At 66.3% G+C, this 22,005-nt stretch carries 25 protein-coding genes and 1 tRNA gene; 7 read left to right on the forward strand and 19 right to left on the reverse strand.

Translation table 11 applies throughout. The features are described from left to right. Window positions 1-29 precede the first annotated feature (29 nt). Window positions 30-530: a hypothetical protein gene (locus OD997_RS12735; RefSeq protein WP_056312058.1), complete on the reverse strand. Its 501-nt coding sequence runs from the start codon at window positions 528-530 to the stop codon at window positions 30-32. Between the two features lie 145 nt (window positions 531-675). Here OD997_RS12735 and OD997_RS12740 point away from each other — a divergent pair, with 145 nt between their 5' ends. Together OD997_RS12740 and OD997_RS12745 are read left to right on the forward strand one after the other, a co-directional pair. Continuing rightward, window positions 676-1,233 carry a peptidylprolyl isomerase gene (locus tag OD997_RS12740; RefSeq protein ID WP_434331897.1) on the forward strand — a complete coding sequence of 186 codons (558 nt, stop codon included), beginning with the start codon at window positions 676-678 and terminating at the stop codon, window positions 1,231-1,233. Window positions 1,234-1,254: 21 nt separating this feature from the next. Then, window positions 1,255-2,157, forward strand: a complete 903-nt coding sequence (locus tag OD997_RS12745; RefSeq protein ID WP_431074940.1) for a rhomboid family intramembrane serine protease — start codon at window positions 1,255-1,257, stop codon at window positions 2,155-2,157. Window positions 2,158-2,313: 156 nt separating this feature from the next. Here the strand turns inward: OD997_RS12745 and OD997_RS12750 are convergent, their stop codons facing one another. Then, window positions 2,314-2,553, reverse strand: a complete 240-nt coding sequence (locus OD997_RS12750; protein ID WP_056310927.1) for a cell division protein CrgA — start codon at window positions 2,551-2,553, stop codon at window positions 2,314-2,316. Between the two features lie 86 nt (window positions 2,554-2,639). Between OD997_RS12750 and OD997_RS12755 the strand changes: the two genes are divergently transcribed. The 3 genes from OD997_RS12755 to OD997_RS12765 are packed head-to-tail and all read left to right on the forward strand — an operon-like array spanning window position 2,640 to window position 4,243. Next, on the forward strand, window positions 2,640-3,434 hold the full coding sequence (locus tag OD997_RS12755; protein ID WP_434331898.1) for a class E sortase: 795 nt from the start codon (window positions 2,640-2,642) through the stop codon (window positions 3,432-3,434). Between the two features lie 21 nt (window positions 3,435-3,455). Continuing rightward, on the forward strand, window positions 3,456-3,611 hold the full coding sequence (locus tag OD997_RS12760; RefSeq protein WP_434331899.1) for a hypothetical protein: 156 nt from the start codon (window positions 3,456-3,458) through the stop codon (window positions 3,609-3,611). Beyond that, on the forward strand, window positions 3,608-4,243 hold the full coding sequence (locus tag OD997_RS12765; protein ID WP_434331900.1) for an anthranilate synthase component II: 636 nt from the start codon (window positions 3,608-3,610) through the stop codon (window positions 4,241-4,243). Before OD997_RS12760 ends, OD997_RS12765 begins: the two co-directional genes overlap by 4 nt. On the opposite strand, the gene pknB is transcribed toward OD997_RS12765, so the two are convergent. The 7 genes from pknB to OD997_RS12800 are packed head-to-tail and all read right to left on the reverse strand — an operon-like array spanning window position 4,244 to window position 13,120. Next, window positions 4,244-5,938: a Stk1 family PASTA domain-containing Ser/Thr kinase gene (gene pknB / locus OD997_RS12770; protein WP_434331901.1), complete on the reverse strand. Its 1,695-nt coding sequence runs from the start codon at window positions 5,936-5,938 to the stop codon at window positions 4,244-4,246. It lies immediately after the preceding gene. Between the two features lie 58 nt (window positions 5,939-5,996). Continuing rightward, window positions 5,997-7,724 carry a protein kinase domain-containing protein gene (locus tag OD997_RS12775; protein ID WP_434331902.1) on the reverse strand — a complete coding sequence of 576 codons (1,728 nt, stop codon included), beginning with the start codon at window positions 7,722-7,724 and terminating at the stop codon, window positions 5,997-5,999. After that, window positions 7,721-9,175, reverse strand: a complete 1,455-nt coding sequence (locus OD997_RS12780) for a peptidoglycan D,D-transpeptidase FtsI family protein (protein WP_434331903.1) — start codon at window positions 9,173-9,175, stop codon at window positions 7,721-7,723. Before OD997_RS12780 ends, OD997_RS12775 begins: the two co-directional genes overlap by 4 nt. Before the next feature lies 1 nt (window position 9,176). Next, a complete protein-coding gene (locus tag OD997_RS12785) occupies window positions 9,177-10,562 on the reverse strand; it encodes an FtsW/RodA/SpoVE family cell cycle protein (protein ID WP_434331904.1) in 1,386 nt (461 codons plus the stop codon). Continuing rightward, window positions 10,559-11,854 (reverse strand): PP2C family protein-serine/threonine phosphatase, encoded by a 1,296-nt coding sequence (locus tag OD997_RS12790; RefSeq protein WP_434331905.1) that lies wholly within the window; start codon window positions 11,852-11,854, stop codon window positions 10,559-10,561. The genes OD997_RS12785 and OD997_RS12790 overlap by 4 nt, the downstream gene beginning before the upstream one ends. 7 nt (window positions 11,855-11,861) lie before the next feature. After that, the gene (locus OD997_RS12795; RefSeq protein ID WP_434331906.1) at window positions 11,862-12,395 is read right to left on the reverse strand and encodes an FHA domain-containing protein FhaB/FipA; all 534 of its coding nucleotides are present in this window, start codon (window positions 12,393-12,395) and stop codon (window positions 11,862-11,864) included. Next, window positions 12,392-13,120: an FhaA domain-containing protein gene (locus OD997_RS12800; protein WP_434331907.1), complete on the reverse strand. Its 729-nt coding sequence runs from the start codon at window positions 13,118-13,120 to the stop codon at window positions 12,392-12,394. Before OD997_RS12800 ends, OD997_RS12795 begins: the two co-directional genes overlap by 4 nt. Window positions 13,121-13,436: 316 nt before the next feature. Between OD997_RS12800 and OD997_RS12805 the strand changes: the two genes are divergently transcribed. Then, window positions 13,437-13,519 (forward strand) — tRNA-Leu (locus OD997_RS12805). Between the two features lie 530 nt (window positions 13,520-14,049). Here OD997_RS12805 and dgt read toward each other — a convergent pair. Together dgt and OD997_RS12815 are read right to left on the reverse strand one after the other, a co-directional pair. After that, window positions 14,050-15,600 (reverse strand): dGTP triphosphohydrolase, encoded by a 1,551-nt coding sequence (dgt, locus tag OD997_RS12810; RefSeq protein WP_434331908.1) that lies wholly within the window; start codon window positions 15,598-15,600, stop codon window positions 14,050-14,052. Window positions 15,601-15,603: 3 nt separating this feature from the next. Then, window positions 15,604-15,843: a hypothetical protein gene (locus tag OD997_RS12815; protein ID WP_434331909.1), complete on the reverse strand. Its 240-nt coding sequence runs from the start codon at window positions 15,841-15,843 to the stop codon at window positions 15,604-15,606. A 173-nt stretch (window positions 15,844-16,016) separates the two neighbouring features. Between OD997_RS12815 and OD997_RS12820 the strand changes: the two genes are divergently transcribed. Further along, window positions 16,017-16,514, forward strand: coding sequence for a MerR family transcriptional regulator (locus OD997_RS12820; RefSeq protein ID WP_434331910.1), 498 nt, complete (start codon window positions 16,017-16,019; stop codon window positions 16,512-16,514). A 535-nt stretch (window positions 16,515-17,049) separates the two neighbouring features. Here OD997_RS12820 and OD997_RS12825 read toward each other — a convergent pair. The 8 genes from OD997_RS12825 to OD997_RS12860 form a co-directional block, all read right to left on the reverse strand. Further along, complete coding sequence (locus tag OD997_RS12825) at window positions 17,050-17,547, reverse strand: hypothetical protein (protein WP_434331911.1); 498 nt, start codon at window positions 17,545-17,547, stop codon at window positions 17,050-17,052. Window positions 17,548-17,673: 126 nt separating this feature from the next. Continuing rightward, entirely contained in the window at window positions 17,674-18,204 is a 531-nt protein-coding gene (locus OD997_RS12830; RefSeq protein ID WP_434331912.1) for a hypothetical protein, read from the reverse strand. After that, on the reverse strand, window positions 18,201-18,605 hold the full coding sequence (locus tag OD997_RS12835) for a hypothetical protein (RefSeq protein ID WP_434331913.1): 405 nt from the start codon (window positions 18,603-18,605) through the stop codon (window positions 18,201-18,203). The genes OD997_RS12830 and OD997_RS12835 overlap by 4 nt, the downstream gene beginning before the upstream one ends. Window positions 18,606-19,384: 779 nt before the next feature. Then, complete coding sequence (locus OD997_RS12840; RefSeq protein WP_434331914.1) at window positions 19,385-19,870, reverse strand: hypothetical protein; 486 nt, start codon at window positions 19,868-19,870, stop codon at window positions 19,385-19,387. Continuing rightward, the gene (locus OD997_RS12845) at window positions 19,867-20,454 is read right to left on the reverse strand and encodes an RNA polymerase sigma factor (protein ID WP_434331915.1); all 588 of its coding nucleotides are present in this window, start codon (window positions 20,452-20,454) and stop codon (window positions 19,867-19,869) included. The genes OD997_RS12840 and OD997_RS12845 overlap by 4 nt, the downstream gene beginning before the upstream one ends. 82 nt (window positions 20,455-20,536) lie before the next feature. Continuing rightward, a complete protein-coding gene (locus OD997_RS12850; RefSeq protein ID WP_434331916.1) occupies window positions 20,537-21,040 on the reverse strand; it encodes a hypothetical protein in 504 nt (167 codons plus the stop codon). 27 nt (window positions 21,041-21,067) lie between these two features. Then, window positions 21,068-21,376 (reverse strand): transcriptional regulator, encoded by a 309-nt coding sequence (locus OD997_RS12855; RefSeq protein ID WP_434331917.1) that lies wholly within the window; start codon window positions 21,374-21,376, stop codon window positions 21,068-21,070. Further along, the gene (locus OD997_RS12860; RefSeq protein WP_434331918.1) at window positions 21,373-21,804 is read right to left on the reverse strand and encodes a hypothetical protein; all 432 of its coding nucleotides are present in this window, start codon (window positions 21,802-21,804) and stop codon (window positions 21,373-21,375) included. Before OD997_RS12860 ends, OD997_RS12855 begins: the two co-directional genes overlap by 4 nt. Window positions 21,805-22,005 lie beyond the last annotated feature (201 nt).

Consider the following 22,005-nt stretch of genomic DNA (forward strand, 5'->3'; position numbering starts at 1 on the left):
CTCAGCGGCCGGGGGCTCCGATGTCGAGGTCACGCGTCGGGAGCGGAGAGCGGGTCGTCTGCGACCCAGAGCTCGTCATCGGCGCGCAGTGCCTGCCAGGCGGCGTAAAGGACGCCTGCAGCGGCCGCGACTCCGAGGATCAGGGCGATGACCGAACCGACGCTCGGGCCCTTGGGCTCGGGCTGGGTGGCCTTCTTGACCTTCTTGACGACACCCTCGCGCTTGGCGTTCGCGACGTCCCACGCGGTGAGTGCGGTGCCGACGACGCCTCCGACGATCGGAACGACCTTGTCATCGACGACGTGGTGGCCGAAGCGCACCCCGCGATCGACGACCGGCGCGACGCGACGGTTGTAGGTGTCCTGCACGACAGGACCGACCTGCTCGCGGCCGAAGTGGCCGAGCTGGCGTCCGGCCTCGCGGGCGACGTCGGCGGCGTGGCCGACCAGGACCTGCTGGTTCTCCCACAGCTGGTTAGCGTCGGCCTGAAGACGACGCAGTTCCTTCTTCCGCTTGCGGCTGATGCTCACGATGCTCTCCTGTCGATTGGAGTACGGGTTCCCCATCTTGCCACGCGACCCTGGATGGGGGGAGGGAATCGCCGAACCCTTGCGCCGAGGGCTGAACAGCGGTAGTGGCGGGCCAACTCATGGGAAGCTCTGCGAGAATGGGTGCATGGCTCACGCTTCTCATGTCGCAACCCTGCACACCAACCACGGTGACATCGTCATCAACCTCTTCGGCGACCACGCTCCGAAGACGGTCAAGAACTTCGTCGGCCTGGCCGACGGCACCCAGTCCTGGACCGACCCCGCCACCGGCAAGCCGGGCGAGGGCGCGCTCTACTCGGACGTCATCTTCCACCGCATCATCCCGAACTTCATGATCCAGGGCGGCGACCCGCTCGGACAGGGCGTCGGCGGCCCCGGCTACAACTTCGACGACGAGATCAACATGGAGCTCAACTTCAACGAGCCCTACATCCTCGCCATGGCCAACGCGGGCCTGCGTCGCAACGCCATCACCGGCAAGGCCGAGGGCACCAACGGCTCGCAGTTCTTCATCACGACCGACCCCACCCCCTGGCTCCAGGGCAAGCACACGATCTTCGGCGAGGTCGCCGATGACGCCTCCAGGGCCGTCGTCGACGCCATCGCCGCCGTGCCGACCGCAGCGGGCGACCGCCCGATCGAGCCGGTCGTGCTGCAGTCGATCGACATCGTCGCGGCCTGACGCCGACGCTGGCCGATCCGGATGACGACGCCTGAGTTCGCGGACAACCGCGACAACTTCTGCTACCGGCATCCGGATCGGCAGAGCTTCGTGCTCTGCCAGCGGTGCCTGCGCACCATCTGCCCCGAGTGCCAGACACAGGCAGCCGTCGGGGTCATCTGTCCCGAGTGCATGGCCGCGGAGCGCAAGAACCGCACTCCGGCCCAGAAGAAGGCCGAGCGCCGCTGGGGCGGGCGCAACACCGCGACAGCCACCGTGCGCAGCGGCCGGCCGATCGTCACCTATGTGCTGCTGGCGGTCACGTCGTTCATCGGGTTGCTGCAGCTGATCCCCGGGGTCGGTGATCTCCTCACGCAGCAGCTGCTGTTCGCCCCGAGGTACCTGTACCCCGATCTCTCGCTCCTTCCCTTCGAGCCGTGGAGACTTCTCACGGCCGTCTTCGCCCATGGCGGGTTCCTGCATCTCGCTCTGAACATGCTCGCCCTGTGGATGCTGGGGCAGAGCCTCGAGCCCATGCTCGGTCGGGTCCGATTCCTGTCGCTCTACCTGATCAGCGGGCTCGGCGGCTCGGTGGCGCTCGCCGTGCTCGACCCATCGGGCGCCACAGTCGGCGCCTCTGGAGCGGTCTTCGGCCTGATGGCCGCCCTGCTCATCATCGGCCGGCACATCGGCGCGAACGTGACCGGGATCCTGGTGATCCTCGGCATCAACTTCGTCATCGGGTTCGTGTTCCAACAGAACATCGCCTGGCAGGCGCACCTCGGCGGTGTGATCGTCGGCGCGCTCGTCGCGTTCATCCTCACCCGCACTCGTCGTCGAGAGCAGCGCACACTGCAGATCGTGCTGCTCGCAGCGGTCGTCGTGGCCTTGGTTCTGATCGTCGCCTTCCTGCCCCCGTTCCTGATCGCAACGGTTTACTCCTGATCAAACGTTGTTAACAGGGTTGTTAACGGGTGTGAATAACATGGGTGTAATTCTCCCCAGGGTGGGGATAACCTGTGGATAACCCTCTCGACGACAATATGAAGAAGGCCCCTCTCGCCGAAGCGAGAGGGGCCTTCTGAAGAAGAGGGGCGGGCGTCAGCGCCAGCGAGTGGTCATGAGGAAGCCGATCAGGGCGATGCCCAGACCGATCGCGAGGTTCCAGTTGTCCAGCCCCGGAATCGGGAACTGCATGCCCGAGATGTAGAACACGAGAATCCACGCCAGACCCAGCAGCATGAAGCCGACCATCACCGGCTTGAACCACACGGCATTGGGCGCGGCTTCGCCTTCGCTGCGCGGAGCTTCGGGTTCTTCGGTCTTGCGGTCGCGTGCCATTCCCACAGTGTACCCAAAAGTCATATATCCCACGGAAAGTCGGGCGACCAGGGCTGGACTTCAGGTCAGGAGGATAAGATCGCGCCATGACTGCATCCGTCGTCTCGGGGGAGCGACGCGCACACCGCCGCCGCCCTCGATCGCGCGCCACTTTCACGAGCGTGCTCGGTGAGCTCCTGCTCACCGCGGGCGTGCTGGTGCTCCTGTTCGTCGCGTGGCAGATGTGGATCGGCGACATCATCATCAGTGCTCAGAAGAACGACGAGGGTGCAGCGGTCTCGCAGGAGTGGGCGAGCGGACCGACGCCCGAGCTGCCTCCGGTCGTCGAGGCCGACGACGGAACGACGATGTACGAGCCGGTGATCCCGGCCCCTCCGGCCGACACCCAGCTGCTGGGCCAGATGCACGTGCCGCGATTCGGATCCGAGTACAACGTCGGCATCTACGGCGGCACCACCCGTGCCCGCACGCTCGACAAGCTCGGCATCGGCGTCTACACGGACTCGAAGATGCCCGGTGAAGTCGGCAACTTCGCCATGGCGGGCCACCGGACCACCTGGGGCAAGCCGTTCAACCAGCTCGACAAGCTGCAGGTCGGCGACGCGATCGTCGTCGAGACGCCTGACGGCTGGTTCACGTACCGGTTCCGCACACTCGAGTACGTCAAGCCGACCCAGACCGAGGTCCTCCTCGACGTGCCGCAGATGCCCGGAGTCGAGACCGGCGAGAAGTACATCACGCTCACCGCCTGCTCTCCGCTCTACTCGCTCGCCGAGCGCATCGTCGCCTACGGGGTGTACGAGAGCTTCCAGCCTCGCGCCGAAGGTCCGCCTGCGGCTCTCACCGACCCGCCCCCTCCGCCGGCTGCGCCGTCGATCTAGCCGAACGGAACGAGACGACTCATGTACGCCGCACTCTGGCGCCTGCTGCCCGGTCCGTGGTGGCTCAAGCTGTTCCTCCTGCTCGTGCTGATCGCCGCCGTGCTCTACGGACTGTTCTGGTTCGTGTTCCCCTGGGTGAGCCCTCTGATCACGCCGGGCGAGGTCGACCTCGAATGACCCACGTGCTCGTCGTGGACAACCACGACAGCTTCGTGCACACCCTCGTCGGGTACCTTCACGAGCTCGGAGCCGATGTCACGCTGATCGAGGCGGATGCCACAGACGCCGCCGGACTCGAAGATATGCTCCCCGGGTTCGACGCCCTCCTGCTCTCGCCAGGACCCGGCAGGCCGGCTGACGCCGGAGCGTCGCTCGACGCCGTGCGCATCGCCGCCCGGATGCGGATCCCGCTGCTCGGCGTGTGCCTCGGGCACCAAGCGATCGGCGAGGCGTTCGGCACTCCGGTGACAGAGGCGCCTGAGCTGATGCACGGCATGGTGTCGCAGGCCGCCCACGACGGCTCGGCGCTGTTCGCAGGGATCCCCTCGCCGTTCGCCGTCGGACGCTATCACTCGCTCGCGCTCGCCGAATCGGCTCTCCCGGACGACGTCATCGTCACCGCCCGCAGCGAGAGCGGAACCGTCATGGCGCTCGCCCATACCGAGCTGCCCATCCTCGGTGTGCAGTTCCACCCCGAGAGCGTGCTCACCGAGGGTGGCTACCGGCTGCTCGCCAACTGGCTCGAGTTGTGCGGCGACGGCGATGCCGTCGCGCGCTCAGCCGATCTGGGTCCGCTGTCGCGAACCTGATCAGCCTGCGGCGACGCAGTAGCGCAGCTCGACGGTCGACCCGATCGCCACGTCACCGGGGGCGGCCGACATCGACGCCACGGTGGGCGGGTTGGTCGGCGCGCAGTCCGTCAGCTCGACCGGGCTCGCGGCCAGGCCGATGCGTTCGAGCTCGGCCTGAGCGGCCTCCATGGTCCAGCCGGTGACGTCAGTCAGCGTGACGCGCCCGCTCGCGACCACGAGGTTCACGACCGTCTTCGGCGCGACCTCGCTCTCGGCGGTCTCGCTGGCCTCCATGACGGTCTCGGCAGCGAGACCCTTGTCGTTGCGTTGTATCACCGTGCCGAGTTGGAGCCCGGCGGCGGCCAGAGCATCCTTGGCGGCGGACAGCGACAGACCCTCCAACACGGGGACCACCACCGTCTCCTTGCCCGACGAGACGTAGACCGTGACCGAATCGCCCTCGCTGACGGCTGTGCCGCCCTCGGGATCGGTGCGGATCACGTTGCCCTCGACGATGTCGCTGCTCGACTCGAGCACGAGTTTGGCGGTGAGGTCGAGTTTGCCGAGGTCTTCCTGAGCGCGCTCGGATGAGACGTTGACGAGATCCGGCACGACACGTGAGCTTGAGGGAATCTCGTCGGGGCGCATGCTGATCGTCCACACCCAGAAGAGCACGGATGCGAGCAGCACCGCCAGCAGCGCGACACCGGCCCAGATCCACGCGACAGGCGGACCCGACTGGGTGCGCGCCATGGTCGTGTCGGTGCTCAGCTGCCGCAGCGAGCGGGCGGTCTCCTGCGCCGCACGCGGGCTGGGGCCGTAGAGCTCGCTCGTGAGAGCGCCGAGCTCCTTGCGGCTCGGCGCGTGGCCCGAGACCGCAGAGTCCAGCGCGGCGCGGAAGTGCGCAGCATCCGGATACCGCTGGTACGGATCCTTGGCGAGCGCGCGCAGCACGATCGGGTCGAGGGCTCCGGGGGAGTCCTCGTTCACCTCGGTCGGCGGCACCGGGGTCTCGCTGACGTGCTGGTAAGCGACGGCCACGGGGGACTCGCCGCGGAACGGCTGGCGTCCCGTGAGCAGCTCGTAGAGCACGACACCGGTCGAGTAGAGGTCGGCTCGTGCATCGACGGGCTCGCCCTTGGCCTGCTCGGGCGAGAAGTACGCAGCGGTGCCGATGATCTGCGTGGTCTCGGCGACCGTCGACGAGGAGTCGGACACGGCTCGGGCGATGCCGAAGTCCATGACCTTGACCTGGCCCTTGTCGGTGACCATGACGTTGCCCGGCTTGATGTCGCGGTGCACGACACCTGCCCGGTGCGAGTAGTCGAGAGCCTCGAGGATCCCGTCGACGTAGCGCACGGCGTCATCGACGGGCACGGGGCCCTTCGCGATGATGTCCTTCAGCAGGGTGCCGCTGATCAGCTCCATCACGATGTACGGAGGCTCATCCGTGCTGCTGTCGGTGGTCGACGGGTCGCCCGCGTCGTAGACCCGCACGATCGACGGGTGCGACATGCGGGACGCCGACTGCGCCTCCAGACGGAAGCGCGTGCGGAAGGCGGTGTCGCGGGCGAGCTCGGGGTCGAGGATCTTGATGGCGACGGCGCGGCCGAGGGTCAGGTCGTACCCGCGGTACACCTTCGCCATGCCACCGTGACCGATGAGCTCGTCGACGCGGTAGCGACCCGCGAGAACGCGTTGCTCTGTCGACACGTACTGACCCCCTGATACGACCTGATGAATTGTCCCAGACTACGTTGCGTGCGGCGGATCAGCCTTCGTCTTCGCCGTCAGTCGGCGCAGCCGGAAGGATGATCACGCCCTGCATGGCGTCCGACTGAGCGGACGGCATGTCGCTTCCGCAGAAGACGCGGTACGTGGCCGTGATGCTCTGACCGGCGGTGCCGGGGATGATCTGCGTCGACAGCACGCTCGGACCGAAGCTGCGGATGGACTCGCCGGGGTTGCCGCCCGAGAACGTCGCATTGGTCAGCGTCACCTCGAAGGCGGAGCGTGCCGGGGTGCCGGACGGGCACTCGAAGCTCGGCCAGTTGAGCGTGACGGCCTGGCCCTCGGTCGCGGTGCCCGCGATGGTCGGGGTTCCGGTCGGCTTGCCGACCTGGACCTGCTCCTTGTACGTCGTGAGGGTGAGCAGCGTGCCCTCGGGCACGTTCCCGCCGGGCATGACCGACTCGACGGTCCCGACCTGGTTGGCGCTCGGAGCGACGGTGTTGCCGACGACGCACTCGGCCTGCAGACCTGCGTTGACCGCAGCCGCACGCGCTGCCTCGCACTGCATGCCCTCGAGGCCCAGGGCATCGACGTCGACCTGCTCGGGCTCCTGCGTCGGCGTCTCGGACGGCGTCGGCTTCGGCGTCTGGCTGGTCGTCGCCGAATCGGTCGGCTTCGGGTCGCCGTCGCCCTGGTTCATCAGCGCGAAGACCGTTCCGCCGAGCACGATGACCAGCAGGGCGATGAGAGCGATGAGCGGCCACGTCCACGGGCTGCGCTTCTTCTTCTCGCCGTCCTCCGGGGCCTCTTCTCCTGTGGGGAGCTGAGCCGTCGTGGGGAGGATGCGGGTCGTGCCGTCGTCACCCGAAGCAGTGAGCAACCGGGTGGCGTCGTCGGAGGCGACACCACCGGTCGCGATGGCCGGAACGGCGATCGCGGCGGAGTTGAGGTCACCGCGACGCAGGGCCTGGGCCGCGCGCGCCACCGTGGCGGACGAGGACGGACGATCGGCCGGCTTCTTGGCGATCATCGCCATGACGAGGTTCTGCACCGGGATCGGCACGGTCGGCGGCAGGGGCGGAGCCTGCTCGTTGATCTGCGCCATCGCGATCGCGACCTGCGATTCACCCGTGAACGGACGCTTGCCCGCGAGGCACTCGTACGCGACGATTCCCAGCGAATAGGTGTCGGTCGCGGGGGAGGCCGGGTGTCCTGAGGCCTGCTCCGGAGAGAGGTACTGCACGGTGCCCATGACCTGACCGGTTGCCGTCAGCGGCACCTGGTCGGCGATGCGGGCGATGCCGAAGTCGGTGATCTTCACGCGTCCGTCGGGCGTGATCAGCAGGTTTCCCGGCTTGATGTCGCGGTGCACGAGACCGGCCGCGTGGGCGGCCTGAAGGGCGGATGCCGTCTGGGCGACGATGTCGAGCGTCTTGTCGGCGCTCAGCGCGCCGTCACGTTCGAGAACGGTCGACAGGGCCTCGCCGGGCACGAGCTCCATGACGAGGTAGGCGCTGCCGTTCTCCTCGCCGTAGTCGAAGACGCTCGCGATGCCCTCGTGGTTGACGAGTGCGGCGTGGCGCGCTTCAGCGCGGAACCGCTCGAGGAACCCGGGGTCCCCCATGTACTCGTCCTTGAGGATCTTGATCGCGACGGTGCGCCCGATGACGTGATCCGTCGCCTCCCACACCTCGCCCATGCCGCCGATCGCAATACGCGACTGCAGCTCGTAGCGACCACCGAACGACACACCCTGCGTCGGTCTCATCTGCCCAGCACCGCCTCTATGACCTTCTTTGCAATCGGAGCGGCGATGGTGTCGCCGGATCCTGACTGCCCTTGTCCACCGCCGTCTTCGACGAGGACCGCTACTGCCACCTCGGGGTCGTTCGCCGGCGCGAAGCCGGTGAACCACAACGTGTAAGGCTTGTTCCCGTTCTCGGTCGTACCGGTCTTCCCGGCTACATCGACCCCGTCTATTCTTGCACCCTGCGCAGCCCCGTTCGAGACGCTGGCGACCATGGATGCCGTGATCTGATCGGCGATCGTGCCATCGAACGCGCGGCCGAACTCGGAGTCGTCGTACGCCCTGACGACCGAGAGGTCGTTGCCGATCACGGTGTCGACCAGACGGGGGTTCATGACGACGCCGTCATTGGCGATTCCGGCGGCGACCATCGCGATCTGCAGCGGAGTCGCGGTGACCTGTCCCTGGCCGAAGCCGGTGAGCGCGGTCTGCGCGTCGTCGAGTGCCCGGGGGTAGCTCGACGGCGTGGATTCCAGCGGCGTCGAGAAGCTCTTGTTGAAGCCGAACTTCTCCGCCATCTCACGGATCGCGTCGTCGCCGAGCTCGACGGCGAGTTCGGCCATCGGGATGTTGCAGCTCAGCCGGATGGCCTCGGAGATGGTCACGGTGTCGCCGCTGCCGCACGTGCCGCCCCAGGCGTTCGCCACGGTGTTCGTGGAGCCGGGGAGGGTGTACCGCGCGGGGTTCGGCAGGGTCGAGTCGGGGGTCCAGTTTCCGGACGCGTATGCTGCGGCGGCCACGACGAGCTTGAACGTCGACCCCGGAGGGTTGAGGTCGCCGGCGATCGCCCGGTTCGACAGAGGCTTGGTGGGGTCGTCGACGAGCTGATCGTAGGTCGCGTTCGCGGCATCCGCATCGTGGGTCGCGAGCTGGTTCGTGTCGAACCCGGGGGTCGAGACCATCGCGAGGATGCGTCCGGTCTTCGGCTCGATCGCCACGACCGCGCCGTTGAGTCCGTCGAGGGCCTGGTACGCCGCGGTCTGCGCGGCGGTGTCGAGTGACAGCTCGACGCTGAATCCGCTCTGCGGCTGGCCCGACAGGATCCGCTCGATCTCGGCGAAGAACGCGCTCGACCCGGTACCCGAGAGGTCGGCGTTCATGGCCCGTTCGATGCCGGTGGCCGACTGCAGAGCCGGGTTGAAGTACCCGGTCACGGGCGCCCAGACGGAGGCATCCGTGTAGACGCGCTGGAACTGGTATTTGTCATCCGACGGGGTCGAGGACGCGATCGCGACGTCGTCGACGATGATCGATCCACGCTGGATCTCGTAGCTGTCGAGCAGCGTGCGACGGTTGTTGGGGTTCTGCGCGAGCGAATCGGCCTCGACGACCTGGATCCAGCTGGTCGCGGCGAAGAGCGAGATGAACATGAACAGCATCACGATGCTGAGACGGCGGAGCTCTTTCGTCATGTCAGCCGATCACCGCCCTCGGTTGGCTGCGGACGCCGTCGGAGATCCGCAGCAGGATCGCGACGATCAACCAGTTGGCCACGAGCGACGAACCACCGGCGGCGAGGAAGGGGGTGGTCAGACCGGTGAGGGGGATGACCCGGGTCACACCGCCGACCATGATGAACACCTGCAGGGCGATCGTGAACGAGAGGCCGATGCCGAGCAGCTTGCCGAAGTCGTCTTGACCCGCGAGACCGATGCGCACTCCGCGGCTCACGAACACCATGTACAGGCAGAGGATGGCGAAGAGCCCGATCAGCCCGATCTCCTCGCCGAGGCTGGTGATGATGTAGTCGCTGTGGGCGAGCGGGGTGACGTCAGGGCGGCCCTGACCCCACCCGGTGCCGAGCAGACCGCCGTGCGCGAGGCCGAACAGCCCCTGCATGGGCTGGAACCCGGCGCCGTCGGGGTCGACCTTGTCGGGGTCGAAGAGGAACAGCCAGTTCACGAAGCGACCCTGCACGTAGCTGAGGATCTGGGTCGCGACCGCGACGCCCGCGGCGACGAGACCGAGACCGATGAGCACCCAGCTGGTCTTGCCGGTGGCGACGTAGAGCATCGCGACGAACATGCCGAAGATGAGCGTTCCGGTGCCGAGGTCACGCTGGATCACGATGATGCCCAGGGAGATGGCCCACACCACGAGCACAGGCCCGAGCTCGCGCATGCGCGGCCAGGTGATGCCGAGGAACTTCGTGCCGACCGACGTCAGGCTCTCCCGCGTGCGCACGAGATAGCCGGCGAAGAAGATCGCGAGGCAGATCTTGGCGAGCTCGCCCGGCTGGAAGGCGAACATGCCGCCGAGCGACACCCACACCGCGGCGTTCGCATCGGGGATGCGGAGTCCCGGAACGAACGGCAGCAGGAGCAGCAGGATTCCTGAGAGGCCGAAGATGTACGTGTACCGGAACAGCACCCGGTAGTTGCGCAGCATGATCACGACGGCGATGGCGCCGGCCAGCGAGATGGCGGTCCAGGCGAGCTGCTTCGTCGAGTACGCGTTCCAACCCGTCAGCGACTTGGCGATGTCGATGCGGTAGATCATCGCGATGCCGAGGCCTGTGAGCAGGGTCGCGATCGGCAGCAGGAAAGGATCGGCGGCCGAGGCGACCGCCCGCAGCACGAAGTGGACGGCGAAGGCGAGAACGGCGAGGCCGCCGCCGATCGCGAGGATCATCGGGTCGATCAGGCCGAGTGCGCCGAGCTGCACGAGGGTGAGGGCCGCGCCGCTGATCGCGACGGCGAACAGGAGCAGCCAGAACTCACGGTTGCGCTGCGTCTGCGGCATCCGCATGCGCTTCAGCGCCTTGATGACGCTGGTGTCGGCCGTGACGTCGGTGGTCATCCTGCGTCCTCCGTCGGAGTCGGCGTCGGCAGGGGAGTGGGCAGCGGGGTCTCGCCGATGACGCGATCAGCGCCGGCCTGCAGCCTCGCGACGATCGCCTCGGCGTCGGAGAACGACCGGGCGGTGATCGTGCGCTCGACGGAGTCGCGCTGGTACGGGGGCAGGTTCGCGAGCAGGATGTCGGTGTCGCGCAGCGGAGTCGACAGTGTGATCGGTCCGATGTTCTGCTGCACGCCCTGGTAGATCACGACGCTGTCCTCGTCGGCGCCGACGAAGTAGCGGGTCTGAGTCCAGCTGTAGGCGGCGAAGGCGGCGAACACCAGCATCGCGAGGACGACGAGCATCCCGGCGATCCAGCCGAAGCGGCGACGCTTGGCGCGCCGACGGTCCTCTTCGATGAGCTCCTCGAGGTACTCGGGAGCCGGCTCGAAGTGGCTGGGCTCGTTCGCGGCCTGACGCACTGGGTGCAGCCAGTTGCCGCGCGGCGCGCGCACCGGCGGCACCGAGACATTGGCGGGGTTCGACGCCGATCCGACGATCGTCGCCGTTCCCGAGTGCATGGCGTGCTGTCCGCCGACCTCGACGAGGACGATGGTGACGTTGTCGGGTGCTCCGCCGTCGAGAGCCTGCTTCAGCAGGTTGTCGGCCGTGCGCCCCGGCGCCATGCCCATGCGCATCGCCTTGAGGATGTGCGCCTCGTCGACGACTCCCGAGAGACCGTCGGAGCACAGCAGCCAGCGGTCGCCCGGCTGGGTGTGCATGACGAAGTTGTCGAGCTCGGGATCGGCATCCATGTCGCTGAGCACGCGCATGAGCACCGATCGGCGCGGGTGATAGCGGGCCTCTTCGGGGGTGATGCGCCCCGAGTCGACGAGTCGCTGCACGAAGGTGTGGTCGGCTGTGATCTGCGTCACCACGTCGTCACGGTAGAGGTAGATGCGCGAGTCGCCGATGTGGCCGATGACCGCGTAGTCGTCGACCATGATGATCGCGCTCAGGGTGGTGCCGAGGCCGGCGAGCTCTGGACGGTCCTTCGCGGCGCGGATCAGATCGCCGGCGGCCGTGGTCGCTGCGGCCTGCAGGGAGGCCTGCGCGTCTTCGACCGATGTGTACGGCTGGTCGAGCGGCTCCATCCGGTGGATCGCGATGCTCGAGGCGACGTCACCGCCGGCGTGACCGCCCATGCCGTCGGCGACGACGAAGAGGTTGGCGCCGGAGTAGCCGGAATCCTGGTTGTTGGAGCGGACCTTCCCGGTGTGGGAGATCGCGGCGCTCGAGCCTTCGAAGACCATGCCGGGGTCAGGCTCGCAGCTCGAAGGTCGTGGCGCCCACCTTGATCGGGGTGCCGAGAGCGAGACCGACCGGACCGCCGGTCACCCGCTGACCTGCGACGAACGTGCCGTTGGTCGAGTCGAGATCCTGGATGGCCCAGCTGTCGCCCCGGAGCAGCAGGCGCGCGTGGTGGCTGGAGGTGTAGTCGTCGCGGATCACGAGGGCGGACTCGCTCGAGCGTCCGATCGTGAGGGTGTCGGTGCCCAGCGGCAGCTCGAGCCCGGCCTTGGGGCCCGAGGTGATCACGAGCCGCTTGGCGGTCGCGACGGTCGCGGGCCCGGTGCTGGGCTTCGCCGAAGAGGGGCGCGATGCCGTGGGGGCGGCGGCAGGCGCCGGTGCGGGCGCCGGCGTCGCTGCAGCGGCCTCGGCCGGGAGCTTGCGCACCTTCATGCCGAACAGGTCGGCTCGGAGCGAGTAGACGACTCCGAACACGAAGAACCAGAGCAGCAGCAGGAAGCCGATGCGCAGCAGAAGGAGGACGAGTTCACTGGGAGTGCTCACGAGAGGGCTCCGAACGCACGGGTCGCGTCGTCGTCACGCGGCCGCGGCGGGCGTGACGGGGAGGCGACGGGAACGATGCGGAACACCAGATCGGTGCGTCCGATGGTGATGGTGGTGTCGGTGGGAAGTGCGGCTTCGCGCACCTTGTCGCCGTTCACCTTGGTGCCGTTGGTCGAGCCGAGGTCGCGCATCATGGCGCGCTCGCCGTCCCAGAGGACTTCGACGTGCTTGCGACTGGATCCGGCGTCCGCGATGGTGATGTCGGCATCCGTGCCCCGGCCGATGACCGTGCGGGCGCGGGTGAGCGAGTGGCGACGTCCGTCGACGTCGATCACGGCCTGCCAGTTGACGCGGCCCTCGACCGTGCCCGAGCTGACATTGATCGTGCCGGTGGCGATCTTGTCGTCACCCTCGAGGCTGATGGAGAGCGGACCCGAGAAGCTGTAGCCCTGCGACTTCGCGTGCTTCGTGAGGAGCGCGTGCAGCTCGTCCGTGAGCGCCCCGCCGAGGCTCAGCATGCGGTCTGCGTCGTCGGTGCTCAGGCGCACGACGAAGCTGTTGGGCGCGATGATGCGGTCCCTGCTCACCACAGCCGCTTTGGTGTCCGCTTCGCGCCGAAGGGCCGAAGCGATCTCCACGGGCTGGATGCCGCTGCGGAAGGTCTTCGCGAAGGCGCTGTTCACAGCGCGCTCGAGACCCTTCTCAAAGCTGTCAAGTAGTCCCACTGGGCTCCTCTGGCATGCCGACCGGTAGGGACATCGTAGCCAGGTGTCCTGGGTGAACGCCCTCGCAGGGCGGAAGAACCCCGAGATTCCGGGGGAGTGGGGGAGGCGGTGGTGCTCTGGTGGAGGCGTCTCGCGGTGGTCTTTCGTGTGCCGTTCGGGAGAAGATCTGCGTCTGAAGAGGAGGAATCCGGGGAGATTCTCCTCCCGTGGAGCAGAAGTCCTCCGGAGGGGATGCTCAGGCGCGGCCTCGGTTTCTTCGTGGGGCGGATCGCGTGATATCTTTGGGAAGTTGAGTTCTTCGGAGCCCGACAGACTCGCGCGAGTGGCGGAATGGTAGACGCGCTGGCTTCAGGTGCCAGTGTCCTTATGGACGTGGGGGTTCAAGTCCCCCCTCGCGCACAGCGAGCAGTAGATGTGAAGATGGCCCGGTTCCTTTCAGGAAGCCGGGCCCTTTTCGTCGCAGACCTGGTCTTTCTGTTGCTCTGAGGGCGCTATTCGCTCCCGTCGCCTATCGTCGAATCATGTCGCTCACCAGAGCCAGACAGCAGACCATCATCGGGGAAGGTCTGGCGCTCGGCGCCCTGATGTTGGGCGTCGACGAGGTCCACGGTCAGAAGCAGGCCCTCGAGTTCGATTTTCGTCGGGCGTGGCGAAGCTGGAGGTATCGGGACCTGTTCCCGGTGATTCAGGCCGGTCCGCGCCACGACGACTTTCTTCACATCCTCAGGGACTCGGCCGGACGTCGAAGCACCCGGGCAACGTACTGGGACGGCTCGTGGCCGTTTATCCCGCTAGTTCGGTTCGGATTGGACCGCGGAAGAGATCGCGGAGCATCTGACAGACGGGGTTCCCGCTGACGCGTGGCTTGATCTCGCGAAGAACTGGCTGGAGCCCGCTCGTCCTCGCTGACGCCTCGAGGATGCTCAGGCTCAGTACGCTTCGGCGACGACGGTCATTCCCGGAATGTCGCGCCCTGCGAACCAGTTGCTCCTGAGCAGTGCCTCAGAGTCCGACAGGCCACTGATGTAGTCACCAATGGCCCGGTAGTGGCGATTGTCGAGTGTGCCGACGTCCTCTTGGTTCAGGTCCACGCCCGCGTTCGTGAGGGCTTCATGAAGCGCCTTCGGCACGGTGACCGCGTCCGGGGAAGATTCGAGCCAGTTGACGAGGCTGTCGAAGAGAGTCCGGATGGCTCGAGTCTGCGCTCGCTGAATGACTCCCATCTGTGGGGACCCGATCAGCCAGTGGCGGGTGATGACCTTGAGGACTTGCACCTCATGCCACGACGCTTTGCTCAGGCGCACGTATGCGGCTTCGGAGTAGGGGAGAGCGTCGCTGATCTCCAGCGTCGAGAAGTACTCGCCGATCTTGCCGCTGAGATAGTCACGGAGAACGACGGGCATGCCGTCCTCGTCGCCGGAGCGTTGAATCACCTGGTTGATGAGCGACCGGGTGCGTTGGACGGCGAAGTAGAACTCGGTGTCGTCGAATAGTCCGTCGTACGTGCTGCGGAGCTTGCGGGTGGCGAGAGTGAACGGGTCGGAGCTCTGGGACGTCTCGAACTTGTTCGTCTCGTGGACGTCGGACACCGCGCCCAGTGCGTCCTCGAGTTTGAGCCGCACGTCGTACAGGTCAATCATCCCGGCCGCGCAGAAGTCTTCGAGATCGTGGATCGCGTAGGCGATGTCGTCGGCGAGGTCCATGATGGACGCTTCCAGGCTCTGGCGACGGTTTGTGGCGGCGCCCTCGCCCATGACCTTGCTTCGCACGAGGGTGAACTTTGCACGGTCTTCCGCGTACGCACCGTACTTCGGGGGCCTCTGGACCTTCTGAGTGGGTGCGGCGGGGTCTGTGGACGCCTCCTCCTTGTCCCACGGGTATTTGAGGATCGCGCAGAGCGTGACGTTGGTGAGATCCAAGTCCGTCCGCTTCAGAGTCCGGCCGTCGAGGCGAGTGACGATGCGGAACGACTGCGGGTTGCCTTCGAACCCGTCGTCAGTGCGGGCCAGCAGCAGGTTGTGCAGCTCGACTTCCCCGGCGTGACCGAACGGCGCGTGTCCGAGATCATGGGCAAGGCCGGCAGCCTCGCACGCGGCGATATCGAGTCCGCCGACCTGGTGGATGAGGGAAGCGACGGCCTGGTCTGTGCGGGCGCGTCGAACGACCAGCTCGGCGAGCTCTCGGGCAACGAGCGCGACCTTATGGGTGTGGGATTCCCGGCTGTGCATCCGCGCAGCCGCCAGGTCGGGGGACACGACCTGAGTCACGCCTGCCAGCCGGCGAAGCGACGACGAGTATCCGAGCCGGCCGCGGTCCCGCTCCGTCTCGGTCCTCGAATCTTCGCTCCGAAGATGAGGCGCGCGCACACCGCGTCCGTATCGGTCGTCGAACCTGTCGGGATGGACGAGTGAGCCGTCGCTGAGTTCGAGCAGGCCGACGTCACCGGCCGCCCCTCGGGCAGCCGGGAGCTCCGCGGGCATGGCTTACGCGGTAGCCGACAGCATGTCATCGCCGGTCAGGCGGAGCATGCTGTTGCTGAGCGCATAGTTGAGACCCTGCTTCACCTGGGACACGGCGGTCCGAAGTCGGGCGGCGGTAGCACTCAGCGCATCGATGAGAGTCATCGACCCTCGCTCTCGAACGATGCTGAGGATCGCCTCCGCCAGTGCGCGCAGGCGCTCGAGGCGGGCTTCAGCGGGCATGTTCTCGATTACGCCGGGCATGCGGCTCCTTCCGGGGACCACTCATTGTATGGCCGTCGCAACGAGCGAGTCTATTGCGACATCTATGCGGTTCACCTGTATAGTACGCGGCTGGTTGCCGCTCTCATTCTATCGTGCATTAAGACAAACCTAGTTATTGTCACTAGTCGTTTTCGACCATTATTCTGGCGTGTATGACTGGGGAGGGAGAAGTTCTGGCACTGGACACGCCAACTCTTCTTGCCCTGCTGAAAATCCCCGCCTCGACTCTGAACTACTGGGTGGACAAGGGCTTCTGCACGCCGACGCTGGATGCTGGTTCGGGGAAACGTGCGACGCGATACTGGACGGTCGAAGACCTGGTGGTCCTCCGTGCGATCAAGGAGCTTCGCGCCGCCGGCTGCTCTCTCCAGCTGGTGACCACTGTTGAGCAACGACTGCGGGACTCGTTCCAGTCAGGCCTGTCAAACGCCGTTCTCTACTACAACGGTCAGGACGTCTTCGTCGAAGAGTATGGCGTGGTGATGAGTCTCGTGAGGGACGCCGGACAGGTGGTCTTCGCCGAAACGTTGCAGATCACCGCCTTCAGACTGCGTCCCTGGGTCGAGGAAGGACGCGCGCAGGCGACCCTTGTCGACATCGACGGCATCCGTGCGCGGCGTGAAGCGGCCCGCGCGAAGCGCTCTGCCTAGTGAGCGACCGTGGTTGGGTCCTGCTCGCCGTACTCGCGAACCCTCCGTTGACAACGGAAAGCCGCAGCCTCGGGAGGGTGCAGCGCGCTGCGCGTTGACGCTCGGGAGGATCGCGGTCCGCCGGCGATGGGCCCAGCACTATGGAGGTCTCTCCGCCTACCGTTCAGAGTCCGGACTTCTTTTCGGATCCGCGCAGTTGTTCTCCTACTATTCGGACGAGGACCTCGACCTCATAGGCGTAGGCCAAGATGTTACGGCGCGGCACGTACTGTCGGACTTATCGACGTCGACCTGACGCAGGCGTTGACGATCCAGGTGCGGGTGGTGCAATTTTTTGGTCGACACGATTGGACCACACCCACGCGCCCGGTGGAGCGCTGGTTCCGCGGAGTCCACGCTCCCGTGAAGGACGTGATCTGGTTCGAACACTCGGCACATCTGTGCATGCATGAGAAACCCGGCATGTTCCTGATGAGCCTGGTCACGCGCATTCTTCCGCTTGCGCGCGCTGGTTCTTCCTAGACCGGATCCTGCGTCAGGTGGTGGATCTGTTCGTCATCGAGAGCATCGCGGAACCCGCGCTTGCGCAGGGCTTTCCGCGCGAGTCTCGCTCGTCGAGGGAAGCCGATACTCCCGCGCCGACGCAGGCCGCCCCGCCAGGGAGGCAGACGAAGATCACACAGAACCAGTCCCTCATCCAGGTGAAAGTTGTCTCATCGACATGCACTAGCACCGCAGTAAGGATGCCGGACACGAGCCCGAAGGCGCCGAGCACGATCCCCACGATGATGAGTATCGGGCCGACGAGGTTCTTGTCCCGCTTCTCGGCGAACAAGGATGTAACGACGAGGTCTGCGACCGGGTTGTGCATCTCGAACGTCGGGAGCCCGTCGGACACGAACTCGTAGTTCGCGACGAAGCCCGTGCGGAGCAGGCTAGCTTTCACACGAACGACGGCGTCCGGGGACGTGGTCTCGAACGAGACCAAGCAGTTCTTCAGCGCAGACGAGAGAGGTGCGATGAACTCTCTCATCGGGAGGAATCGGGGTCGTCGGTTGTCAGTGCCCCGGTCGGCTACTCGTCCAGGTCGATTGGCGAGGACGAAACTGAGAATGATCTCGGCAGCCGGCAGCCGGCAGCCGGCGGACGTGTGGCACGACTAGCCGCGGCGGATCGCCATGACGAAGCCTGCTGTCAGCAGCACCGCGCCGAGGGCGATGCCGCCGCCACCCCAGCCGAGGGTTGCCGCGGTCATCTTGTCAGTTGTCTCCGTGATGATGGGACCGAGGAGCATCGGCGCACCGACACCCATGACGAGACCGCCCAGGGTGGTGCAGATGAGGACGGCGACGCCACTACCCGCCCCGTTCACGAGCAGTTTTCGCGCCCACGCGAGGTCTTCCATCAGCAACACACGGTCATTCGGGTGAGTGCGTGCTCTGCGGACCGCGAGGCGAATGAGGTCGGCGCTGAACCGCTGGCCGATGATCTCCGCTTCGGCGACGACTTCCGGGTTTACCTTCAACGGCCGTCGAGAGCGTGCCTCTACCTGGGCGCGAATCTCCAAGACGCGGGAAAGGTACTTCTCCTCCCCGTCAGGCGACTGGAGTGCAAGCTCAGTACCATCGTCGAACGGCGGCGGAAGGACCGCGTCGTCCGTCTTGGACGACGCGGGAGCTGCCGAGGTCACGACGCGAGCTCGCTGTCGAGACGGAGGCGAGTCGATGCCGCGGCCTCTTGCGCTGCGGCCACAGCACGGCGAGCGGCGACCGAGCGGGCCTCACTGTACGCGCGGAGGCGAGCGGCAAGGAGGGCCTCCTCAAGCTGACGCTGGCGGATGAGGTTGTAGAGGCTCAGACCCGCGACGGCAGCCGCTGTGGCGCCGAGCACCGCGAAGAGAATGAGGTTGAACGTCGTCGCGCCAGCGGAGGCATCAACCTCTGTACCGGCGAGGACCCCGCCTTGCAACGCAATCCACCCCAGGACCAGTGCGAAGACGATGCCGGTGCCGAAAAGGAACAGTGCCTGGATGCGCCTGCGTCGGGACAGCTGCGCGGCGGCCCGGTCTGCGGCGCGGAGGCGGAATGTCATCAGCTCCATCATCTGTGAGGCCTGCTCATCTGCAGTGCCTTCCAGCACCCAGGACGTGCGCGTGAAGTCACTTGAGCGGCTACGGGCGTGCTGAGCGTCGCGTCTACGCGTCGTCTGCACGGTATGCGTGATGGTCATGTTCCCCCGGATCCCCATGCCTCATCCTATGCGTCAGGTCTCGTGGCTAACCACCGCTTCTGCTGCTCAGTCAGGTTGCGTCGCCGCCCGCGGCATCACACTGCGTATAGATGAGGCATGCCGTACGACCTCTCCATCTCCGTTTCGCGGGACCTCCCGCAGTAGTAGCGGCGTCGACTCTTTTCGCAAGCCGATTCGACTTGGGGGTAGGCGGATTCCGTCACCATAGATGCCTAGTTCGAGGAACGATATCCGCAGAACCGGCGTGGCCTCGGTGGGGACCACCCACAGGTGCAGGTGCCGACAACCGGCTCAGACGGTCCTCGTCGTCCTGAATCGACGCGCGTAGGGCCTTCTTGATTCGGAGTGCGGCCACCTCGAACCACGAGTACCGGCCGCGCCACAGCCAGTAGAAGAGAGCGGGCCCCAGGAACAGCAGCGCGACCGTGGCCAACGCACGCCAGAATGACCGCGCATCCTCATCGTCGCAGCGGGCGATGACAAACAGCGGGGAAAGCGCCAGTGAAGAAGACGCGGCAAGCTGACATGCACGCCCTACTGCGCGACCATGGGGGCACTGGCAGGCAAGACCTCGTCCATCGTCTAGCGCCCCGCAGGGACCTGGGGGTGACTGATCGTGTCTATTCCTGGAACGGATGAAGCCTGAGGACCGAGCACTCGATTCGACCGGGGACGACAGCGGCTTCACCTTCGTCGGTGACGCAGGTCGTGAATTCCGAGGGCGCTGATCCCGGAGTGGGTGTGGCGGAGAGTTCGTCGTTGTCAGCGAACGCCCCACCCTCCCACATCTGAGTGCAGAGAGCTTCAGCATCTTCGATGGCGATGACGCCGTCCGGTGTGGCGACGCTCGCCGCTGCACCGGACAGCGTGCCGTCGGGGTTCCGATACGGGCCTTCCAGACAGTGCACGACACTGGTCTCGCTGACCGGGCGCTCCTCGAGGAGGACGACCGCCGCGACGCCTGCTCCCGCCACCGCGAGGATCCCGCCGGCGATCGTGAGGCGACCCCAGATCGTGTTCCACCACTTGGGGTGCGCGAGATCGCGGCGCATCTGCTCGATGAGGAGGTCTTGCACTTCCCGGTGGTGCGGCATCCGGTCACTCATGCGTTCGCCTCCTCTGGTCTCGGAGCATACTCATGCAGCTCACCGCGAAGCCGCGTCTTCACGCGCGACAATCGCGATTCGATGGTCCCTTCCGGAACGCCGAGAACGACGGCTGCTTCAGCGATCGGAACCTCATGGACGAGGCAGAGGATCACGACACTCGCTTCGCGCGGGTTCAACTCGCGCAGAGCCTCGCGCACGTTCTCCGTGATCTTGAGTGAGTCCATCGCGCGAGCGACTTCGTCTGCATGATCCGGAACGTCTCCGTCGTGAGGGATGCGATGCAGCAGTCGTTGATACCGGCGGCGTGAGCGCAAGCTGTTCTTCGCCGCGAACGAGGTGGTCGCCAAGAGCCACGGCAGGACGGATCCGTCGACGATGCGGACCTTGTCGCGCCGTCGCCAGAGTTCGAAGAAGGCGGTCGCTGCGACCTCTTCCGCCTCTCGGCTGGTGTGCATGAGCACGAGCGACAGCCGAAACACCGGCATCTGGTGTCGGTCGTGCAGCATCCGGTAGGCCGGTTCGTCGCCGCGTGAGATTCGGAAGAGGAGCTCGCCGTCGCTCGGCCCGCCGGGTTCCGACACGATCTCACCTCACACGTCACGGTCGATCTCCTGACCTGAAGCGAGTCTACGTGGCGCGAGGGAGCGGAGCCCTCTCTGCCCTTCACTCCTGCATCGCGCGCAAAGCGCCCAGGATGGCGGCCCTTAACTTTTCGGGATGCTCGGTTCCGAGCACCCTCGCGCGCCCGCCTGTCGTGGTCACCCTGACCGCAGCGCCTGCAGACCACAGCAGGAACTGCTCCGAGCCCGCGAGGCGCCAGCCCACGCCACCGGCCTGGGTGACTGTGATCTCGATCACCTCGACCCGATCGACCTCGGAGAGGGGCAAGTGGATGACGCGGAACGGCGTCAGGCGGCCATCGATGTGCGTATCGCTCACCGCGATCGTGATGCGTCGGGTGATCGCCAGGAGCCCGGCGGCGAGGATGAGGAAGAAGCCCACGACGAACAGAGCGATCGTCCACGCGCCGACCTCATCTGCGCGGCCGATCGCGACGGGCGCTGAGATCGCGGTGACGACCACGAGGAAGACGAGTGTCAGCGCGCCGGCGACCGCCAGCCAGCGCGGTCCGATGAGGGTTTCACGGAACGGCTCGGCGGATCTCATCGCTCCAGTCTCTCCCGCGGGCGAGATCTAGCCTGCAACCTCGTGCGATGCGTCCGCGATCGATGCGAGGCGTCGAAGCTCCGCGACGTGCTCCCGAAAGGCGTGGCGCCCTGCGGGCGTGAGCGACAGCAGCGTGCGCTGACGGGCGTTGCGCGTGACCTTGTCGATGCGGAGGTAGTCGACCTGTTCCAGAGCCTTCGCGTGCTTGGAGAGCACGGAGTCGGAGACCTTCAACCGCTCACGCAGGAACGAGAACTCCGCGTCGTCGACGGGCGCGAGCAGGCCGCACAGCTCGAGCCGAGTGACTGCGTGGATGGCAGGATCGAGTCCGCTCATGCCGCCTCCTGCGTCCGGAGTCGGTGACGCCAGACGAAGCCGGACGCGGAGACAGCGAGGCACGCGGTCAGCCCTGCAGCGATGCTGGACCAGATGTCGGTGCTCAGATACGACCAGAATCCGGTCGCGACGAGAGCCACCAGCATCAGTGCCGTCACCCACCGGGTCGCGCCGCCGTTGTAGCCCGAGACCCACCAGCCGTGGGTTCGCCGCCACCAGGCGATGAACGCGGGCATGACGAGAATGAACGCCACGGCGACGAGGAGCGCCCACGGTTGGGGGAGGCCCTGAGAAGCGATGAAGATCCCCGCGCCGAGGCCCAGGACAAGGTGATACCACCCTTCACCGCGGGGCGCGTCGGTGTATGTCGTCGCCACGGCGTCGAGTCGGGCCAGGGTGGCGTGAGGATCATCCCGTTCACTTTCCATACTGGAAAGCTAGTCGTCACTTTCCAATATGGCAAGTGTTGTGGGATGTGCGCTCCAGCACCTTCGCACCGCTGAACGCACCTTGGAGTACCCCGCACAGGTCCTGTGAATCCGGCGCTGCGTTTTGAGATCACCTCCCCCTCATGATGGTGTGAACCAGTGCGACGGCCAGAATTCCCCCCGACCGACTCGATTCCGGAC

Source organism: Microbacterium sp. CGR1 (assembly GCF_051062835.1).
Classification (GTDB): Bacteria; Actinomycetota; Actinomycetes; order Actinomycetales; family Microbacteriaceae; genus Microbacterium.

Bases quoted from the DNA above. Each gene is read 5' to 3' on its own strand.
- OD997_RS12850 (WP_434331916.1), bottom strand. From the start codon at position 21,040: ATGAGATCCGCCGAGCCGTTCCGTGAAACCCTCATCGGACCGCGCTGG.
- OD997_RS12775 (WP_434331902.1), bottom strand. From the start codon at position 7,724: ATGAGACCGACGCAGGGTGTGTCGTTCGGTGGTCGCTACGAGCTGCAG.
- OD997_RS12840 (WP_434331914.1), bottom strand. From the start codon at position 19,870: ATGAGTGACCGGATGCCGCACCACCGGGAAGTGCAAGACCTCCTCATC.
- OD997_RS12765 (WP_434331900.1), top strand. From the start codon at position 3,608: ATGACCCACGTGCTCGTCGTGGACAACCACGACAGCTTCGTGCACACC.
- OD997_RS12855 (WP_434331917.1), bottom strand. From the start codon at position 21,376: ATGAGCGGACTCGATCCTGCCATCCACGCAGTCACTCGGCTCGAGCTG.
- OD997_RS12815 (WP_434331909.1), bottom strand. From the start codon at position 15,843: ATGCCCGGCGTAATCGAGAACATGCCCGCTGAAGCCCGCCTCGAGCGC.
- OD997_RS12740 (WP_434331897.1), top strand. From the start codon at position 676: ATGGCTCACGCTTCTCATGTCGCAACCCTGCACACCAACCACGGTGAC.
- OD997_RS12860 (WP_434331918.1), bottom strand. From the start codon at position 21,804: ATGGAAAGTGAACGGGATGATCCTCACGCCACCCTGGCCCGACTCGAC.
- OD997_RS12760 (WP_434331899.1), top strand. From the start codon at position 3,456: ATGTACGCCGCACTCTGGCGCCTGCTGCCCGGTCCGTGGTGGCTCAAG.
- OD997_RS12835 (WP_434331913.1), bottom strand. From the start codon at position 18,605: ATGACATTCCGCCTCCGCGCCGCAGACCGGGCCGCCGCGCAGCTGTCC.
- OD997_RS12825 (WP_434331911.1), bottom strand. From the start codon at position 17,547: ATGAGAGAGTTCATCGCACCTCTCTCGTCTGCGCTGAAGAACTGCTTG.
- OD997_RS12755 (WP_434331898.1), top strand. From the start codon at position 2,640: ATGACTGCATCCGTCGTCTCGGGGGAGCGACGCGCACACCGCCGCCGC.
- OD997_RS12785 (WP_434331904.1), bottom strand. From the start codon at position 10,562: ATGACCACCGACGTCACGGCCGACACCAGCGTCATCAAGGCGCTGAAG.
- OD997_RS12820 (WP_434331910.1), top strand. From the start codon at position 16,017: ATGACTGGGGAGGGAGAAGTTCTGGCACTGGACACGCCAACTCTTCTT.
- dgt (WP_434331908.1), bottom strand. From the start codon at position 15,600: ATGCCCGCGGAGCTCCCGGCTGCCCGAGGGGCGGCCGGTGACGTCGGC.
- OD997_RS12750 (WP_056310927.1), bottom strand. From the start codon at position 2,553: ATGGCACGCGACCGCAAGACCGAAGAACCCGAAGCTCCGCGCAGCGAA.
- OD997_RS12745 (WP_431074940.1), top strand. From the start codon at position 1,255: ATGACGACGCCTGAGTTCGCGGACAACCGCGACAACTTCTGCTACCGG.
- OD997_RS12780 (WP_434331903.1), bottom strand. From the start codon at position 9,175: ATGACGAAAGAGCTCCGCCGTCTCAGCATCGTGATGCTGTTCATGTTC.
- OD997_RS12790 (WP_434331905.1), bottom strand. From the start codon at position 11,854: ATGGTCTTCGAAGGCTCGAGCGCCGCGATCTCCCACACCGGGAAGGTC.